This is a genomic window from Aureimonas ureilytica DSM 18598 = NBRC 106430, from assembly GCF_000382705.1.
Taxonomy (GTDB): Bacteria; Pseudomonadota; Alphaproteobacteria; order Rhizobiales; family Rhizobiaceae; genus Aureimonas; species Aureimonas ureilytica.
Window position 1 is genome coordinate 494932 of record NZ_ARQE01000002.1, and the last position, 17390, is coordinate 512321.

A 17390-nucleotide genomic window follows, 5' to 3' on the forward strand; every position below is an offset into this window, starting at 1 on the left:
AGAGGAACGAACACCATGAAGTTCACCCACATGGCCTTCGCCGCGGCAACCGCCGCGATCGCCGGCTTCGTGTCCGCGCCGGCGTCCGCGTCGGGCACCCATGCCGGCGGGCACGACGAGCTCGCGGTCGGCAAGGCCGCCGAGAAGGGCGCCAGCGCCCGCGTCCTGAAGGTCACCATGAAGGAGACCCCGGACGGCAAGATGCTGTTCCAGCCCGCGAAGATCCAGGTCCGCCAAGGCGAGACGGTCCGCCTTCAGTTCACGAACTCGGGCCAGAGCGCCCACGAGTTCGTCATGGACGAGCCCGCCAAGAACGCCGAGCACAAGGCGCTCATGCAGAAGTTCCCCGAGATGGAGCACGACGACCCGAACGCGATCCGCCTCGAGCCGGGCGCCAAGGGCGAGATCGTCTGGACCTTCTCGAAGGCCGGCAACTTCGAGTTCGCCTGCCTGATCCCCGGCCACTACGAGGCCGGCATGCACGGCCCCCTCGTGGTCATGAAGTGAACCCCCGACCGAACCCCGACAGGAGACAGACGATGAAGACGTACGCCAAGCTGACCCTCGCGGCCCTCGTCGCATGCGCGACCGCGCTTCCCGCCGTGGCCGCCGAGTACACCAAGGGCGAGGTCACCAAGGTCGACGAGAAGGCCAAGAAGGTCACGATCAAGCACGAGGAGCTCAAGGAGCTCGAGATGCCGGCCATGACCATGGTGTTCGCCGTGCCCGATGAGGCGACCCTGAAGAAGGCCGCCGTCGGCAAGCGGATCGAGTTCGTCGCCGAGAAGGTCCGCGGCAAGCTGACCGTCACCGACATCAAGTGACGATGTCGATGCGGCGGGTGCCCTCGCATCCGCCGCATCGCCGGAGACGCTCCTTCCCATGCGATCCCTCATCCTGCTCCTGATGCTGGTGGCCGCCGCCCTGTCGCCGGGTGGCGCGTCGGCAGCGCACGGCGCCGCACGAACGGTCCCGACATTGTCCGCGCAGACCGATGTCCATCGGGCCGGAGCCACGGCGCTTCCGGCTCCGAGCTGCGACCAACGATGCCCGGCGGTCCTTCCCGACCACGGCGAGGCGACAACCGTCGGGTACGGCGGAGCGCAGACGTTCGCCGTCGATCGCGAACGGCTGGCCTGGAGCTACGAGCCACCCGTTCCCAGCGGCGTGCCGAGAGACGGACGGACCTGACCGCCGGGCGGGCCGCGCCGGATCGCTGACCGATCCACGCTCACGGCCACGTAGCCGACGACCGTCACGACCCCTTGCCACGACCCCAAGACCAAACATCGCCGTTCCGCAACCGGACGGCAAACGGAGACCCATGTCATGAAGCTTACCCTTGCCCTCGCGCTCCTGTCGCTGACCACCCCCGCGGCGTCCGCCCAGTCCCTCGTGCCGGGATCGGACTACTTCCTCGACCAGGCCGACGGGATCCAGACGCACCGGGTGGCCACCGACGACCACCATGGCGGCGATCCGTCGGCCAGCAACCTGACCCACGAGTTCCGCCAGTATGGCTACCCCCTGCCCCGGAACGAGGCATTCATCCCCGGGCTGATTGCCTCCTCGCACGCGACCAAGGCCGAGCAGGCGGTGGCCCTGAAGTCGGTCGTCGAGGGGACGTCCCATGTCCCCGTCGCGACGACCGAGGTCGCGCCCTCGTTCCTCGTGCCCGGATCGAGCTACGGCCGTCGCTGACGTCGCAGCACTGGTCGGGCCGTCTGGAGGCGGCCCGACCTGATCAAGCAGTCCTCCGTTCGAGTATCGCATGAATTCAATCGACCGGGCCGCCCGCGACCAAGCGTCGACGAGCGATCGCTCCGTCCGGCCGCGTAGAAAGCCGTGGCCACCGTTACCCATATAGCGTAGGGGGGTATGCCATGGGACACCTCATCAAAGACAAGACCAAGCTCATTGCCCGCGTCCGCCGGCTTCAGGGCCAGCTCGAAGCCGTTGCCCGAAGCCTCGACGAGGAGGCCCCCTGCGGGGACATCCTCCAGCTCGTCGCCTCCGTCCGCGGCGCCCTCAACGGGCTAACGGTCGAGCTGATCGAGGAGCACGTGCGCAACCACGTCGTGGACCCCGAGCACGAGCCGGACCCCGAGCGGGCGAAGGGCGCGGCCGACCTTCTCGCGGTCGTCCGGACCTACCTGAAGTGACGGAGACGCAGACGATGTCGACGACGAACCACGCGGCGGGGCATGCCCACGTCTTCCTCGGCGACGGGCACGCCCGCAACGAACGCAAGGTGTGGGCGGTGATTGCCCTGACGGTTGCCATGATGGCGATCGAGATCGTGGCCGGCACGGTCTACGGCTCCATGGCGCTCATCGCCGATGGGCTGCACATGTCGACGCACGCCGCCGCCATGCTGATCGCGGCGGGGGCCTACTACTTCGCCCGCAAACATGCCCGGAACCCGCGCTTCACCTTCGGGACGGGCAAGCTCGGCGACCTCGCCGCCTTCGCCAGCGCCGTTATCCTGGCGCTGATCGCTCTGTTCATCGCCTACGAGAGCGCCCTGCGGCTTGCCTCGCCCGTGCCGATCTCGTTCGGGCAGGCGATCGGCGTCGCCGCGGTCGGGCTCGTCGTCAACCTCGTCAGCGCGTGGCTCCTGAAGGACGACCACCACCATCACGGTCACGGGCACCATCACGGCCACGGCCACGGCCATCACGACCACGCCCACGACGACCACCATGACCACGGTGACGCGGGTCACGCCGGCGGGCGGGACAACAACCTCCGAGCCGCCTACCTCCACGTCCTCGCGGACGCGCTGACCTCCGTGCTGGCGATCGCCGCACTCGCGCTCGGCAGCCTCTACGGCTGGGTGTGGCTCGATCCCGTCATGGGGATCGTCGGCGCTCTCGTGATCGCCCGCTGGTCGTGGGGCCTCGTCCGCGACGCCGGGGCGGTGCTGCTCGACTACGTCCCGGAGGGCGAGGATCTACCGCAGGAGATCCGTGTGGCGATCGAGGCCGACGGGGACCGGATCACCGACCTCCACGTCTGGCAGGTCGGCCCCGGGCACCACGCGGCCATCGTCTCGATCGCGACGGAGAGCCCGCTGCCGCTCGACGCCTACCGGGCGAAGCTCGCCCACATCCACGACCTGTCCCATCTGACGGTCGAGGTCGATGCTCGTCCGCGGGCGGCGTAGCGGCAATCGTCGATGATGCCGACGTCCCGATCGGTCGAAGGCACCCCTCGTTGGGGCTGCGAAGGTGTTGCCGCCCCGCCCTTGCCGTGGCCGACGCACAAGGGATGGGGGTGTCGACGGTCGAGAAACGGGGGCCGAGACGCGCTATGGGGCGCCGATGAGGGGAACGAGGAGAACCAGCAAGACGAAAATGCACGCCGCCACGTTGAAGGCTCGCCGCGTCTTTCGGCGTGTCTCGTTGTAGAGCTTCACCGCCTCGATGACGGGCGACACCGCCAGGGTCCTGTACTCCGCCCGCGTGAGGCTCTGGTGAAGGCGCGAATGCCAACGGCGCAGATGCCTGAGATCGGACAGGAGCGAGCGCGTTGACACCAGCTCGTTCAATCTCAGGCCGGACCACGTCACGAACAGGACGACGATGCAGAAGATTGCGGCCGGCAGCGCTCCCGTCGGGGCGGCGGCGGATGTGGCAATCCTCACCCCGAGGCCGGCCGCGAGAACGCCAAGCCCGCCGATGAACGCTTGCGACGTGCGGTTCGTCCGCGCCACGATCCTGTCGACGTCGTCGGCGACTCCCTTGCGCACGTCGGCCATGGTCTTCAAGAGGTCGGCTGACTTCGAGGTCACGAAAGTGCGGTATTCCGTTCTTGCGCCCGAAAGCGCTTCCCGAAGGTGGGGAGAGATCGCTCCCCACCAGTCGTCCTCCATCCCGTCCGGCACCAAGGGCTCGAGCCGCCTCACGAGCATCTGATGGCGCGCCTCCGCGTCGCGGGACGGCACCAAGAGCCATTCCGCCGCCTCCCTCAGCGCCTCGAACTGGCTCGGCGAACAGCGGACCGGCGGAGGAGCAGAGAAGGTCCGCTTCCTCAGTCCGCTGAGGACAACACGGCGGGAGCCGTCCCCGGCTGCCTCGACCTCGGATGCGAAGGCAAGCATCAGCCGGCCGGCGGCTGCCACCATGAAGGAGGACGAGAAGCCGTCGACGGGCAACGGGGTCGGGGGTGTCCAACGAAAAAGGTCGCCGGGCATCCGTCCTCCAGAGAGGTCGCGCACTATCCCGCGCCTGACGTCCGCGACGGCATCCGGCACTTCGGCGGCGTTCGCCTCCGCGGATGGCACGGCGGTCCCGTCCCAGGGGAGCACCGCCTTGCCGCCCGCCCGGAAGGGGCGGAAGTCGGCCAGCACGTGTATCGTGGCGGCCTCGCCGACTTGGGCATCGTCCCATGCCTTCAGGGCTGCACCCGCCCCGAGGAACCAAGCGGCCGCCGCGTCGACGGGCTTCCTCACGAGGATGTTGAGGTCGCGGGGCCAGTCGCCGGCGACCAGCGCCTGCTCGGGGATCGGTTCGAATTCGCCATCCCGCACCTCGATCGACCAGCCGTTGGCGTCGGCGAAATCGTGTGCCGCGCGCAGCGCCTCGGCCTCGCCCGGCCCGGACATCCCGGCATAGCGCCAGCCAGAGGCGTCCTCGATGACCCCGTCCCCGGCCGGGTGCAGCTCAGCTAGTAACCTTAGGGAGGGTGTCGGTCTCGTCATCCTGCACCAGCTTGGCGGTCCTCAGCGTGATCGTGGCCGACCCGTCCTCGTCGCGTTCGACCTTCACGATACCATTCTCCTCGTGTTCCTCGCGAAACCAAAGGGCGAAGCCCTCCCTCGCGACGAGGCGCTTGTACTCGCGCTTGGGGAGCTGCTTCCGGTCGAACTCGAACGACTCCGTGGAGATGGCGCGGGTCGAAAGCTCGCGTCCGAAGGTCTTGAGGACGGCCTCCTTGGCCGGCCCGTCCAGTCCGCCCGCCAGCGCACCCCAGAGTTCCTCCGGCGTGTCGCTGTCGAAGCCCTCCAGCCGCTCGAATGTCTCGCGCAGCCGCCGGGTCGGCGCCTTCGCCACCTCGAGCGGCATCTCCTCCCTGTGCCTCTCGATGGTCGCCCTCGCTGCCTCGAAGAGTTTCTGGGTGAGGTCGGCCCTCTCGAACGTCCGCCGGACGTCCAGGAAATTCTCGAAGTGCTGGGTCGCGTCCCGGTACCTCGACGACGACCTGTCGATCACCACGACACGGTGGCGGCGACGCGCGGCGTCCGCGTGGCCGGGGTCGGCCAAGCGGATCACGACGGACTTCTGCATGGCCTTCCGGTCCTGCGAGAAGTTCTCCTTCACGCTTTCCATGAGGGGCTTCGGATCCGCCCCGTCCGTGTTCTCCAGGCTGTACCTGATGACGGCGTGGTGGTCGAACTTGATCAGGGCGACCAGCTTCGAGTCCCCCGTGCTCATCGCGAGCAGCATCAGGGCGCCCGCAGCCATGCGGTTGTCGCCCTTCACCTTTTCCTTGAATCGCCTCGCGAGGCTTCTCGACGTGGCGATGAATTTGTCCTCCCCGTCCGCGTCCTCCGCGCCGAGCGCCGCGGACACGAGGGCGGGCATGCCCGATCCCTCGTTGAAGTCGTAGGAGGCCCCGCGGAGGGTGTCGACCACACGCTTGACGAAGAACTCGGGGAACTGCGGGGGGACCGCCTCGGCCAGGAAGAGCGGGTCCGGCACGTCCGGGCGCACGACGTGGAACACCATCCTGTCGATCGAGAGTGTCCCGATCTCTTCTTCGCTGAGCATGATTCCTCCGACGCGCTTCCGTCGAATCCCTAACAAGCCGCACCGGATCCTACAATCGAATGCACCACCCCCGATTGTGGGCCAGGCCGCCGGAAACGCGAGCCGGGCGCCGTGGCGTCGACGGTTTCCCCGGAGGTGACGGCGGATGCCATCCGCTGCGTCAGATCAGGTCGACCGTTCCGAGCTCGGCCAGCTTTGCTGAAAGGGCCCCTACCTCGTCGCGCCTACGTTCGACGATAAGCCGCGCCTCCGCCAGGCACGTCGACAGGAGACGCTCGACGCGATTTGGCAAGTCGGGATCGTCGCCCGCTGCGAGATCCTCCTTCGGCACGGACGACAGCCTCTCGCCCAGTCCGAGCGAGCGCTCCGCCGACCGGGCGAGCCTCGTCGCCCTCACGAGATCCGCGTCCGCGCTGCCGCCCGACACGTCGCCGCGAGAACCGAGGATGACCTCCTCCGCTGCCATGCCTGCCAGGAACACCATCAGGATAGCCTCGACGCACTCCCGCGTCCTGTCGAACCCCTCGACCATCCGGAAGTCGGTTCTGTTCGCCTTGCCGTGCCGGACGTGGCGCCGGACACACGCGCCGGTGGGGACGAGGCCCGAAACGGGTGCCAACTCCATCCCGACGACGAGATGCCCGGCCTCGTGCACGCATGCGCGCCGGAACGACGCCTCGGTGAGTTCGACGCCCTTTGGAACGGCGGCCCAAAGATCGGCCTCGGACAGGGGACGGCTCTCCCGCCGGGCCGCGGCACGCGCCTCGCGAACGATTTGGGCAAGCACGGCACCCGACGCCCCTCCCACCTCGTCCGCCAGCCCACCGAGATCGACGTCCGCCAGCTCGCCGCGCAAGTGATGTCGCAGGATGCCGAGCCTGCCCTGGAGGTCGGGAAGCTGGATCTCGACGATGCGGCCGAGCCGGCCGGGCCTCAGGATCGCAGGATCGATGCTATCCAACTTGTTTGTGGCTCCGAGGACTACCACCCCGCCACGCCCGACGGTTCCGTCGAGAGACTCTAGGAGACCATTCACCACCTGTCGCTGGTAGGAGCTGTGGTCGCCGACAGGCTCGTCCCGGCTCCCGACGGAATCGAGCTCGTCGATGAAGAGGACGCACGGCGCGCACTTGCGGGCCTCGTCGAAGGCAGCGCGCAGCGCCTTGAGCAAGTCGCCCAAGTGGCCCTTGGCCTGCCATGAAGCGAAGGAATGCGAAAACAGCGGGATGCCGCAGGACCCCGCCAACGCACGGGCGAACAACGTTTTCCCCGTCCCGGGCGGACCATGGAGGATGGCACCGTTCTCGATGTCGCACCACGGCAAGGCTCCCCCCCGGTAACGCGCGAGGTCGGCGGCGAGCGACAGGCCCCACCGCTGCCCCTCCCCCATGCCGTGCAGGTCCTCAAGCCGTTCGGGGTGTCCGTCGCCGGACGGGGAAACGGGCCGAATGACTTCCGGCGTCCTCCGCTGCTTCTGGCCGTGCGGCTTTGCTTTGCCGTCCCCGTTCCCGCTCGCCGTTCGCCGCAGCCGACCGGCGACGGTCCACATGCGCTCGCGCGACGCCCCGGGGCGCAGGACAAGGTTGAGGTACGTGAGCGGCAACGCCGACAGGCGCCTGACGAGCGCCTCGTCGGCCCGAAACTTGCCGATCTCCTCGACGAAGCACTCAACCACCGCCGTGCGACTCGCGAGCGGCAGGACGGCGTCGGCGACGGTGGCCACGACGGCCGGCACCTCCGAACGCTTCGTGCAAAGCACGATCATTGTGCGGGTTGCGACGCTGGCCTCGTTCAAGAGACGTTGGATGTAGTCTGGACGCTGCCCCTCCAAGTCCGTCCAATCCCGCACCTTGGCATCCACGCTCCAGGCGTCGTCCTCGGTGCCGCCGATCAGGTCCTGCGCGGCCAGGTTGAGGACGGCGGCGTCGTCGGGACGAATTCCGTAGACGACGACGAGGCTCGCCGTTCGCGACAGGGCCTGAGGAAATCGACCCTCGGTGAACGTCGCCCGCAGCAGTTCGTCCGCGATCCTCGTTGCGGGCATCAGGCGTCCGGCGATCGAGTTGGGCGTGATGTCGAGGCGCCTAGACATCGGACACCTCCGCCGCGGCGTCGCCCAGGCGCCAGAAGCGGCTGGCGGTGCGGGCGAAACCTTGCTCGAGGGACAGAAAGCACAGCGGGGACGTCACGGCAGCCTTTCGTCCGGAGACGTGCGGATGGCCGTGGGGGCGTCCCACGAGACAAGGGACCTTGCGCGCGGCCGGGGACCCGTCGTCGAGAAGGGGCGCGGCGGCCAAGATGTGACCCCGGGGCAAGCCGCGATCGCGAAGGTGGCAAAGGTCGCGCAGGAGGTCGGAAACTCGCTCGATCTCGGTGTCGAGCTGGTCTCGCCACCCAGGAGCGGTCAGAAGGATGGTCATGGGGTGTGCTCTCGCTCTGGCCGCTCGCGGCGGCGCGGTACCGACGATGGTGGGCGTCAGTTGGCGAGGCATATCCGTGCGGTGGGGATGGCTAGACCCGGCGCCGCTTGGTGCCACAGGACCCGACAAGGTGCCAGTCCCCGGTGCGGCGCCTGCGGGGCGCTTGCCTCCGCCAAGCCTGCCTTCGGAACGGACCGCACGGTCAGTCCACCTCGACCGCCACGCGGCCAACCCTGAGGCGGAACTCGTCGGCAAACGCGTCCACGCGCTCCCTGGCCGACGGCATTTCGGTGATTGCGTAGGGCAGCCGCCTGAAGGGGCCGACTTGGGCCGCGGCATAGGCGGACCATGCCGCGGCCTGCCAGACGAGCTCGCTGCCGTCGCCCTCGAGGTGCCAGTCCTGTACGTAGGCTGCGAGCGCGGCTTCCGCGGCAACGGCACGCGCGGCGTCGACGTCGCCCAGCAGTGCGGCGTAGATCACGCAGCGGAGGCGAATGCTACCGTCTGCGTCTGCTTCGGACGACAGGCGGCATGCCCGCAGCGCACTCAGGATGGCCGTGTCGTCCGGTTCACCGTCCTGCTTGCCGACGCGCGATGCCTCCGCAAGCCGGCGCAGCGAGGCTGCCGCCTCCTCGTCCGTCAGCTCTACAAAGGCGCTATCCACGAATCCTTCAATGTCGCGCCTGATGTCTTTCCCGAGGAGCGGATGGCCGCGCAGGAGCTCTTCGGCGGACGGGAGGCGTGCCCCGAGTGAAGTCTCCCGACGGTTCGCCTCGTCCGCATGGCGCGCGGACCTCCGGTCGCGGCGTGCCTGGGCCATTCCCAGGATCTCTTCGTGAATGGGTGGGACTGGGGGCACGTCATCGACCTCCGCTCGCGCGCCCCGCCGCGGGAAGGGTCGTCCCCCGCGAATCGGCGACGCCGTCGTTCGATGGCGATTCCTTACGACGTGGAAACGAAACATGCAATGGACTGCACTCTCAAGCTAACGCACTGCACCTCAGGTGCAGCGGAACGCACGGCCTCGCTAATTGTTGACAAAAGTGGCACAGGGGCGATGCTCAGGCGCAGATGCCCTTCGATCCGAACCTCCTCCAAGCCGCGCGGCTGCTGGCCAAACTCTCCCTCGACGAGTTGGCGGAACGGTCCCAGGTGTCGCGCCGCTCGCTCCTGAACTTGGAGGCGGGCAATCCCGACTGCCTGCTCTCCACGTTGGAGATCTTGAAGCAGGTCTTGGAGGAAGAGGGCGTGATCTTCTTGGGCGAGACGGAGTCGCATGGTCCTGGCGTTCGCGTCTCTCGCGAAACCGGTTTGGACTGGACGCGGAAACGAGCTGACCAGCGTCGCAGCCGGATGAACCAAGCCGAACCTGAAACCTGATAGCAGTCCGCCCGCCACCTCCATTCGAGAGCGGCCTGACCCAACTGGACTCCATGTTCGGCGCGCGGCACGTTCGACGTCAGGTCGTGGCGACTGCGGATGGGGCGGGAGGTCAGCACCTTAGCTTCAGATGATAGCAAGGGGGTGCCGGCCAGGCACGGGGCGGCAAGGAAGGGTGGGCCTCGATCCGCGTCCTCGACCGCAGCAAGCGCTCGGAGGTCGGGGCCGGCGCGGGAGGAATGGGCAGGCATCCCCAATGCTCCATTCGGATGCCCTCACCGCCCACTGGCGGGCGCGCGGGCATCGGTCAGGGGCGCCCGATGGGACAACGACTGGACGAAGCGCATATCGGTCGCCGCCCGAGCCGAACCTGCACCTCTGCCGATGGCGCGCATGGCGTGCGGTACGGGTTGCCGATGCACGGGACCGGAGCTTCTCGCCCCGGCGCCTGGTTCGACTTTCCTAGAACGCCAACGAGAGCTGGGGGCCATCATCCGTCCCGACCTCGTCGGCCTCGGTGTTGAGACCCGAAAGGGAAACGCCGAGGAGACGGACGGGCCTTGGCATGGGGAAGAGACCCGCGAGCAGTTCTGCGCTGATCCGGGCGATGCCGTCCCTACTCTGGACTTCGTCCTGCACCGACCGGCTTCGCGTGATCTGCTGGAAGTCCTGGTACTTGACCTTCAGGGTGACGGTACGTCCGCGTATCCCGGTTCTCGCGCAGTGGTTCCATACCTTGTCGATGATCGGAGCCAGGACTTCAGTCATCTCCTCGTAGGAGGAGAGGTCGTGCTCGAAGGTGTTCTCGGCACCAACGGACTTCCTGACGCGATCCGGTTGGACTGGGCGCTCGTCGATACCTCGGGCGATCCAATAATAGTAAATCCCGGATTTCCCGAAGTTTTGTCGGAGGAAATCAACCGACTTCGCCCGCAAGTCCAGGCCAGTGAAGATGCCGAGACGATTCATCTTCTCCTCGGTCTTTTGTCCGATGCCATGAAACTTGCCGATACGGAGGCTGGCGACAAACGATGGAGCCATATCCGGAGTAATAACGAACTGGCCATTCGGCTTGTTTTGGTCGGATGCCATCTTGCTTAAAAATTTGTTCACGCTGATGCCAGCAGACGCTGTCAAGCTGGTTTCGTCCCAGATGCGAGCCCGTATCTCCCTCGCGATCTGGGTGGCGTACTCGACACCCTTCAGATTCTCGGTGACGTCGAGGTACGCCTCGTCAAGCGACAGCGGCTCGATCAAGGACGTATACTCGGAGAAAATCGCCCTGATCTGAAGCGAGACTTCCTTGTACACGTCGAAGCGCGGCTTCACGAACACGAGTTCGGGGCACGAGCGCTTCGCGGTGACTGACGGCATGGCCGAGTGAACCCCGAAGCGCCTCGCTTCGTAGCTCGCCGCCGCGACCACGCCCCGTTCCCGCGATCCTCCGACGGCGACGGGCCTGCCGCGCAGCGCTGGGTTATCCCTTTGCTCCACGCTCGCATAGAAAGCGTCCATGTCGACATGGATGACCTTACGCTGACGCGCCGGCTCACGGAGCGCATCCGACGCAAGTGCGGCCTGCGTATGGTCCGGGTCAGTGTCGGGCATTGCCGGGCCTTGCATTCCCCAGAGTTTGAGCTCCCCCATGCGCTCCGTGTTCACGAAATGTACTCCACGGACGAACTCGGCTCAACCGGGGCGAGTCATGCGATCCACAACTGATGGGGTGTCAAATGTGGCCGTCGCCGTCGGTGGGTTCTTCAGATCGCACCATGTCGGCCACGAATAGTTCACGGCTTTTCGTAAACTGACCCGAAACGATGAGCATTATCAACGCTCTCTCTCTCAGTTGACAGCCGAACCTAACTATAAAAGTTCCTCGCCAAGCTCGCTTCCGACCATCGCAAGCCGGACGGGCTCTTCGTCATCACGCCGGCCATGGGCGCGGGTTTCGTGGAATCGCTTCCCGTCGGGCGCTTCCATGGCGTCGGGCCGGCCACCGCCGCGAAGATGGAACGGCTCGGCATCCACACGGGGGCCGATCTGCGCGCCTGCACCCTGCCCTTTCTCCAGACGCATTTCGGCAAGATCGGGCCTTATTACTACGGCATCTCGCGCGGGGTGGACGAGCGCCCGGTGCGGGCCAACCGCGTTCGCAAGTCGGTCGGCGCGGAAAACACCTTCGCAGCCGACCTGTTCGAGACCGAGGACATGCGCGAGGCGCTGGTGCCGATCCTCGACAAGGTCTGGCACTATTGCGAGGCAAGCGGGGTGCGCGGGCGCACGGTGACGCTCAAGATCAAATATGCCGACTTCCGGCAGATCACCCGCAGCCAGTCGATGGCCCTGCCCGTGTCCAACCGCGCCGAACTGGCGCAGGTCGCCCATCACCTCCTGCACGACCGCCCCTTCGACCGGCGCGGCGTCAGGCTTCTCGGCGTGTCCCTGTCGGCGCTGACGGGCGAGGATGCAGAGGCCGAGCGAGACGACACGCAGTTCGCCCTGCCGTTCTGAGAGGGCTGCGGCTCGCAACATCCGGCCGGCGGAGGCACCCTATGAGCGCCCGAAGAGCCGTGATCGTAGGGCTGGCGGACGAGTGAACCCTTCCTGAACGCGGCCTTCAGCGAGGGTTCCGGCGCGGGGGCGCAGAAAGGGGGCGTGAACACCCCGTTCCACCCTTTTCGCGGAGACGCTCCATGACGCCCAAGTCCTTCGCCACCCTCGCCCTCGCCGCCCTTCTCGGCGCCACCGCCGCCGTGCCGGCCATGGCCAACGACGTGCGCATCGAGCAATATGGCTGGGCCAATTCGGCCGGCGGCTCGCAGCATGGCGGGCGCAACCGCATCCGCGTTTACCAGAACGGCGGCCACAACGGCATGACCGGCCAGCAATATGGCCGCGACAATCTCTCGGGCGTCGGCCAGGAAGGCTACGGCAACTCCGCCGCGACCTACCAGCGGGGCGACCGCAATGTCGCGGGCGTCGGCCAGTTCGGCTCCAACCACACGACGATCCTGACGCAGGACGGCAACGGCAATATCGCGGCCGGCGTGCAGATCGGCCGGGGCTGCGCGGCGAACGTCGCCCAGGGCGGCGGCAACAATGTCGCGGCCTTCGTTCAGACCTGCGACTGAGCCCCCGCATCGGCGCGCGGGCTCCGATAGCCCCGCGCCGCTCTCTCCCCGACCGCTTATCCCCGCTTTGCCGGATCGCCACAAACCGCCGCGTAGAAATTCCGAAGGAGATGCCCATGCCCCGACTTTCCGCCTCGTCCCGCCGGGCCGTGTTGGTGCTCGGCCTCGTCCTCGTCCCGGCCGCCGCCTTCGCCACGATGTCAGCCGGCGCCGCACCCACCAAAGGGCCGGTGCGCTGCGAAATCCGCGCCGTGCCGCAGGGCGGCCTCCTGGCGCTGACGGCCCTCGTCGAAACCGACAGAAGCGTCTCCGGACGCTATACGCTGGATGTCGAGGGCGCCGGGCGCGGCGGCGGCACGCAGCTGAGCCAGGGCGGCCCGTTCACGGCCGAGCCCGGACGGGCGCTGACGCTCGGCTCCGTGACGCTGAACGGCCAGGGCGCGCTCTACGACGTGTCGCTGGACGTCACCGTGGGCGGGCGCACCGTGTCCTGCGACGAGCGGGTCGGCGACCGAACCTGATCCGACCCCACGAACCCATCGCCTGAACCCCGCTTGAATGCCGCCCTCCGACCCGGTTCAGCCGGGCCATGCGAGGATGGCGGCATCGGACACGAGCCCCGAACAGTCTGGAGATCTCCCATGCGCCGCATCGCCCTGAAGCCCCTGTCTCTCGCCCTTGCTCTTGCCGGCCTCGCGCCGCTTGCGAGCCCGGCCGTCGCCGGGGGTCAGGTCTCCTGGTCGATCGCGCCGGCCGATCGCGGGCAGGCCGATATCCTGTCGACGGGCATGCGCCTCTATGCGATCGGCCGCGACTTGCGGAACGGCTCGATCGATCAGAAAGGCTTCGGCAACGTCGCGGGTCTCGCCCAGCGCGGGCGCGGCAATCTCGGTCTCGTTCGCCAGCGCGGCGACGGGCATTCGGCCGAACTCCAGCAGAATGGCGACGACAACACCTACGGGCTCTTCCAGTTCGGCCGGAACGCGCGCGACGCGGTGGTCCAGAACGGCAACGGGCGGAGCGGAGCGACCTTCAGCTACGGCTGGTAGGTCGGGTTTCGTTTCGAGCCGCTTCGGTTTCGCTTCTCGCGAGCGGACTTTCGCTTTAAGACTCGTCCCGCCTTCGAAGGAGGGGCGCCCGTGCTCACCGACCGCCAGACCCAGATCCTCGACCTCGCCCGTCGGCAGGGCCGCGTTCAGGTGGACGATCTGGCCCAGCGCTACGAGGTCAGCGTCCAGACGATCCGCAAGGATCTGAACGATCTCTGCGAAGGCCGTTTTCTGTCGCGCGTCCATGGCGGAGCCGTCGTGTCCTTCGGGGTGGAGAATGTCGGCTACGACGCGCGGCGTCTGATCGCCGCGACCGAGAAGGCCGCGATCGGGCGCGCTGTGGCCGAACTCGTGCCGAACGGCGCCTCGCTCACCATCAATATCGGCACCACGACGGAAGCGGTCGCAACGGCCCTCTCCCGCCATTCCGGGCTGATGGTCGTCACCAACAACATCAATGTCGCCACCACCCTCAGGCCCTATCCCGACATCGAGGTGGTAATCGCCGGCGGCACGGTGCGGCGGTCGGACGGCGGCATTATCGGCGAAGCGGCGGTGGACTTCATCAAGCAGTTCCGCGTCGATTTCGCCGTGATCGGCGTCTCCGCGATCGAGGCCGACGGCACGCTGCTCGACTACGACTTCCGCGAAGTGCGCGTCGCCCAGGCGATCATCGCCAATGCGCGGCATACGATTCTCGTCTCGGACGCCACGAAGTTCGAGCGAACCGCCTCGGTGCGAATCGGCAATATCCGCGAGATCGGCACGTTCGTGACCGATCACTGCCCGGTCGAGGAGTTTCGCCGCGTCTGTCAGGCCGAGCAGGTGCGGCTGATCGAGGTCCTGCCGCCCGGTTCCACGCGGGTGATCACGAGCGATTGACTTTCGCTTTCCTTTCGATACGCTCGGTTCCAATTTCGTAAGTCGCGCGAATTTGGTGCGATGCGAAAGGGAGCGGAACCGGAATGTCGCATTTCGACGTCTTCATCATCGGCGGTGGCATCAATGGCTGCGGGATCGCGCGCGACGCGGCCGGGCGCGGCTACAGCGTCGGTCTCGCCGAGATGAACGATCTGGCATCCGGCACCTCGTCCTGGTCCACCAAGCTGATCCATGGCGGCCTGCGCTATCTTGAGCATTACGAGTTCCGCCTTGTGCGCGAAGCCCTCATGGAGCGCGAGGTGCTCTGGGGCATCGCGCCCCATATCGTTCGCCCCTTGCGCTTCGTGCTGCCCTATCATTCGGGCCTGCGCCCCGCCTGGCTGCTGCGCCTCGGCCTGTTTCTCTACGACCATATCGGCGGGCGCAAGCAGCTGCCCGCGACGAGCACGGTCGATCTGACGGGTCCGCTCGGCGCGCCCCTGAAGAGCGGCTACACCAAGGGTTTCGAATATTCCGACGCGCGCGTGGACGATGCGCGGCTCGTCGTCCTCAACGCGCGGGACGCCGAAGCGCGGGGCGCCGCGATCATGGTCGGAACCGAAGTGATCGAGGCCCGGCGCGAGGGCAAGACCTGGCGCATCCGCCTGCGCGACAAGCGCGCGGGCGGCGCCGAGCGCACGGTGACGGCGAGCGTCCTCGTCAACATGGCCGGCCCCTGGGTCGACCGCGTCATCCAGCGTGCGATGGGCCGGACCGAGGCCTGCCACATCCGCCTCGTGCAGGGCTCGCATATCGTGACGCGCAAGCTCTTCGATCACGACCGCGCCTATATCTTTCAGAACGCGGACCAGCGCATCATCTTCGCGATCCCCTACGAGCGCGACTTCACGCTGATCGGCACCACGGATCGCGACTACGAGGGCGATCCGTCCGAGGTCGCCATTACGCAAGGCGAGACCGATTACCTCTGTCAGGCGGCCTCAGACTATTTCGAGCGCCCGGTGACGCGCGACGATGTGGTCTGGACCTATAGCGGCGTGCGTCCGCTCTTCGACGACGGCGCCTCCAAGGCGCAGGAAGCGACGCGCGACTATGTGCTGAAGCTCGAAGGCGATGCGGCCAGGGGCGAAGCGCCGGTGCTGAACGGGTTCGGCGGCAAGATCACCACCTATCGCAAGCTCGCCGAAGAAGCGCTGGAGCGGATCGGCGAACAGATCGGCAAGCGCGGCGCGCCCTGGACGGGCAGCCGCCCGCTGCCCGGCGGCGATTTGAAGACCGACGGCGTCGGCGCGCTGGAAGCCGAGCTTCGGGGCCTCGCACCCGAGCTTTCGCCCGAGACCGCCTCCCGCATGGTCGCCGCCTATGGAAGCGACGCGCTCGTGATCGCACGGGCCGGCCTCGGGCGCGACCTTGGCCACGGCCTCTACGAGGCCGAGCTGCGCTGGCTGGTGGAGCGCGAATGGGCTGTCGGCGCCGAGGACGTTCTCTGGCGGCGCTCCAAGCTCGGGCTGCGCTTCTCGGCCGCCGAGGTCGAGGCGCTGGCGCGGCATCTGGACAAACTGATCGCGGACAAGACCATCAAAGCCGCCTGATCGCGGGAAGGAGACGCCGGGGGGAGCCGGCGGCCCGCGAAACGATAAGAGCGTTGGGGAGCCTGGGAGGGGCCGATGCTGGAACTGATCGACGTCACCCGTGTGGTGGGGGCCGAGACGCATATCGACCGCGTGTCGCTGCGCCTCGAGCGCGGCTCGCTGAACGTCCTGCTCGGGCCGACGCTCGCCGGCAAGACCAGCCTCATGCGCCTGATGGCCGGGCTCGACCGGCCGAGTTCTGGGCGGATCGTCGCCGATGGCAAGGACGTGACCAATCTGTCGGTGCGCCATCGCAACGTCGCCATGGTCTACCAGCAGTTCATCAACTACCCGGCCTTCACGGTCTACGAGAACATCGCCTCGCCGCTGCGCGTCGCCGGCCGTCCGCAGCGCGAGATCGACGAGGCCGTCCGGCGCGCCGCCAGGCTCCTGAAGCTCGAGCCCTATCTCGAACGCACGGTCTTGAACCTTTCGGGCGGCCAGCAGCAGCGCACCGCCATCGCCCGGGCGCTGGTGAAGGGCGCCGATCTCGTTCTCCTCGACGAGCCGCTCGCCAATCTCGACTACAAGCTGCGCGAGGAACTGCGCGAGGAACTGCCGCGCATCTTCACCGAGTCCGGCGCGATCTTCGTCTATGCCACGACCGAGCCGAGCGAGGCGCTGCTTCTCGGCGGCAACACGGTGGCGCTCTCGCAAGGGCGCGTGACGCAGTTCGGCCCGACCGCCGCGATCTATCGCCGGCCGGCCGATCTTCTGACCGCGCGCACCTTCTCCGACCCGCCGCTGAACGTCGCCTCGGCCGAGAAGACCGCGCAGGGCCTCCGCTCGCAGCTCGGCTTCGCCACGCCCCTGTCGGAGCGCCTGCGCGCGCTGCCCGATGGCGCCTACCAGATCGGCATCCGGCCGCATCATCTCTCGCTGAAAGCCCGGCCGGAAACGGTGGCGATGAACGGCATGGCCGTGATCGCCGAGGTCACGGGCTCCGACACGTTCGTTCATGCCGATGTCGCGGGCCAGCGCGTCGTGGCGCTTCTGCCGGGCGTCCAGCGCGTCGAGCCCGGCGCGCCCGTGACGCTGCATTTCGACCCGGCCAACATGCTGATCTTCGACGCACAGGGGCGCGCCGTCGGCGAGCCCGTGCCGCTCGCGGCCTGAGGAGAAC

At 67.6% G+C, this 17390-nt stretch carries 18 protein-coding genes and 1 pseudogene; 13 read left to right on the forward strand and 6 right to left on the reverse strand.

Annotation, left to right across the window (positions count from 1 at the left end; all coding sequences use genetic code 11):
- Positions 1 to 15: 15 nt before the first annotated feature.
- The 5 genes from B146_RS0106145 (at position 16) to dmeF (ending at position 3166) form a co-directional block, all read left to right on the forward strand.
- Complete coding sequence (locus tag B146_RS0106145; protein ID WP_019995545.1) at positions 16 to 507, forward strand: cupredoxin domain-containing protein; 492 nt, start codon at positions 16 to 18, stop codon at positions 505 to 507.
- A gap of 32 nt (positions 508 to 539) precedes the next feature.
- Positions 540 to 824, forward strand: coding sequence for a copper-binding protein (locus B146_RS0106150; RefSeq protein WP_019995546.1), 285 nt, complete (start codon positions 540 to 542; stop codon positions 822 to 824).
- A 505-nt stretch (positions 825 to 1329) separates the two neighbouring features.
- Positions 1330 to 1701, forward strand: coding sequence for a hypothetical protein (locus B146_RS0106160; protein ID WP_019995548.1), 372 nt, complete (start codon positions 1330 to 1332; stop codon positions 1699 to 1701).
- Positions 1702 to 1883: 182 nt separating this feature from the next.
- Positions 1884 to 2162, forward strand: coding sequence for a metal/formaldehyde-sensitive transcriptional repressor (locus B146_RS0106165; RefSeq protein ID WP_019995549.1), 279 nt, complete (start codon positions 1884 to 1886; stop codon positions 2160 to 2162).
- 14 nt (positions 2163 to 2176) lie between these two features.
- The gene (gene dmeF, locus B146_RS0106170) at positions 2177 to 3166 is read left to right on the forward strand and encodes a CDF family Co(II)/Ni(II) efflux transporter DmeF (protein WP_019995550.1); all 990 of its coding nucleotides are present in this window, start codon (positions 2177 to 2179) and stop codon (positions 3164 to 3166) included.
- Positions 3167 to 3310: 144 nt separating this feature from the next.
- On the opposite strand, the gene B146_RS25215 is transcribed toward dmeF, so the two are convergent.
- The 5 genes from B146_RS25215 to B146_RS0106195 all read right to left on the reverse strand — a co-directional run bounded on the left by B146_RS25215 (position 3311) and on the right by B146_RS0106195 (position 9011).
- Positions 3311 to 4702, reverse strand: coding sequence for a hypothetical protein (locus B146_RS25215; protein WP_155897390.1), 1392 nt, complete (start codon positions 4700 to 4702; stop codon positions 3311 to 3313).
- A complete protein-coding gene (locus tag B146_RS0106180) occupies positions 4665 to 5771 on the reverse strand; it encodes a nucleoid-associated protein (RefSeq protein ID WP_019995552.1) in 1107 nt (368 codons plus the stop codon). Before B146_RS0106180 ends, B146_RS25215 begins: the two co-directional genes overlap by 38 nt.
- 160 nt (positions 5772 to 5931) lie before the next feature.
- A complete protein-coding gene (locus B146_RS27605) occupies positions 5932 to 7863 on the reverse strand; it encodes an AAA family ATPase (RefSeq protein WP_019995553.1) in 1932 nt (643 codons plus the stop codon).
- Positions 7856 to 8191, reverse strand: a complete 336-nt coding sequence (locus B146_RS25225; RefSeq protein ID WP_019995554.1) for a hypothetical protein — start codon at positions 8189 to 8191, stop codon at positions 7856 to 7858. Before B146_RS25225 ends, B146_RS27605 begins: the two co-directional genes overlap by 8 nt.
- A gap of 202 nt (positions 8192 to 8393) precedes the next feature.
- On the reverse strand, positions 8394 to 9011 hold the full coding sequence (locus B146_RS0106195; RefSeq protein WP_019995555.1) for a hypothetical protein: 618 nt from the start codon (positions 9009 to 9011) through the stop codon (positions 8394 to 8396).
- 251 nt (positions 9012 to 9262) lie between these two features.
- Here B146_RS0106195 and B146_RS0106200 point away from each other — a divergent pair, with 251 nt between their 5' ends.
- The gene (locus B146_RS0106200; RefSeq protein WP_019995556.1) at positions 9263 to 9571 is read left to right on the forward strand and encodes a helix-turn-helix domain-containing protein; all 309 of its coding nucleotides are present in this window, start codon (positions 9263 to 9265) and stop codon (positions 9569 to 9571) included.
- Between the two features lie 462 nt (positions 9572 to 10033).
- Here B146_RS0106200 and dinB read toward each other — a convergent pair whose 3' ends face one another.
- Complete coding sequence (gene dinB / locus B146_RS0106205; protein ID WP_051091521.1) at positions 10034 to 11179, reverse strand: DNA polymerase IV; 1146 nt, start codon at positions 11177 to 11179, stop codon at positions 10034 to 10036.
- Between the two features lie 264 nt (positions 11180 to 11443).
- Here dinB and B146_RS25230 point away from each other — a divergent pair.
- The 7 genes and pseudogenes from B146_RS25230 to B146_RS0106240 form a co-directional block, all read left to right on the forward strand.
- A pseudogene (locus B146_RS25230) lies at positions 11444 to 12085 on the forward strand (DinB/UmuC family translesion DNA polymerase); the annotation flags it as partial.
- Between the two features lie 182 nt (positions 12086 to 12267).
- Positions 12268 to 12705 (forward strand): hypothetical protein, encoded by a 438-nt coding sequence (locus B146_RS0106215; protein ID WP_019995559.1) that lies wholly within the window; start codon positions 12268 to 12270, stop codon positions 12703 to 12705.
- A gap of 116 nt (positions 12706 to 12821) precedes the next feature.
- Positions 12822 to 13226 (forward strand): curli-like amyloid fiber formation chaperone CsgH, encoded by a 405-nt coding sequence (gene csgH / locus B146_RS0106220; RefSeq protein WP_019995560.1) that lies wholly within the window; start codon positions 12822 to 12824, stop codon positions 13224 to 13226.
- A gap of 120 nt (positions 13227 to 13346) precedes the next feature.
- Positions 13347 to 13754: a hypothetical protein gene (locus B146_RS0106225; RefSeq protein ID WP_019995561.1), complete on the forward strand. Its 408-nt coding sequence runs from the start codon at positions 13347 to 13349 to the stop codon at positions 13752 to 13754.
- A 90-nt stretch (positions 13755 to 13844) separates the two neighbouring features.
- On the forward strand, positions 13845 to 14636 hold the full coding sequence (locus tag B146_RS0106230) for a DeoR/GlpR family DNA-binding transcription regulator (RefSeq protein ID WP_019995562.1): 792 nt from the start codon (positions 13845 to 13847) through the stop codon (positions 14634 to 14636).
- An 83-nt stretch (positions 14637 to 14719) separates the two neighbouring features.
- Positions 14720 to 16228 carry a glycerol-3-phosphate dehydrogenase gene (gene glpD, locus B146_RS0106235; protein ID WP_019995563.1) on the forward strand — a complete coding sequence of 503 codons (1509 nt, stop codon included), beginning with the start codon at positions 14720 to 14722 and terminating at the stop codon, positions 16226 to 16228.
- Positions 16229 to 16303: 75 nt separating this feature from the next.
- Entirely contained in the window at positions 16304 to 17383 is a 1080-nt protein-coding gene (locus B146_RS0106240; protein ID WP_019995564.1) for an ABC transporter ATP-binding protein, read from the forward strand.
- The last annotated feature ends 7 nt before the right edge of the window (positions 17384 to 17390 follow it).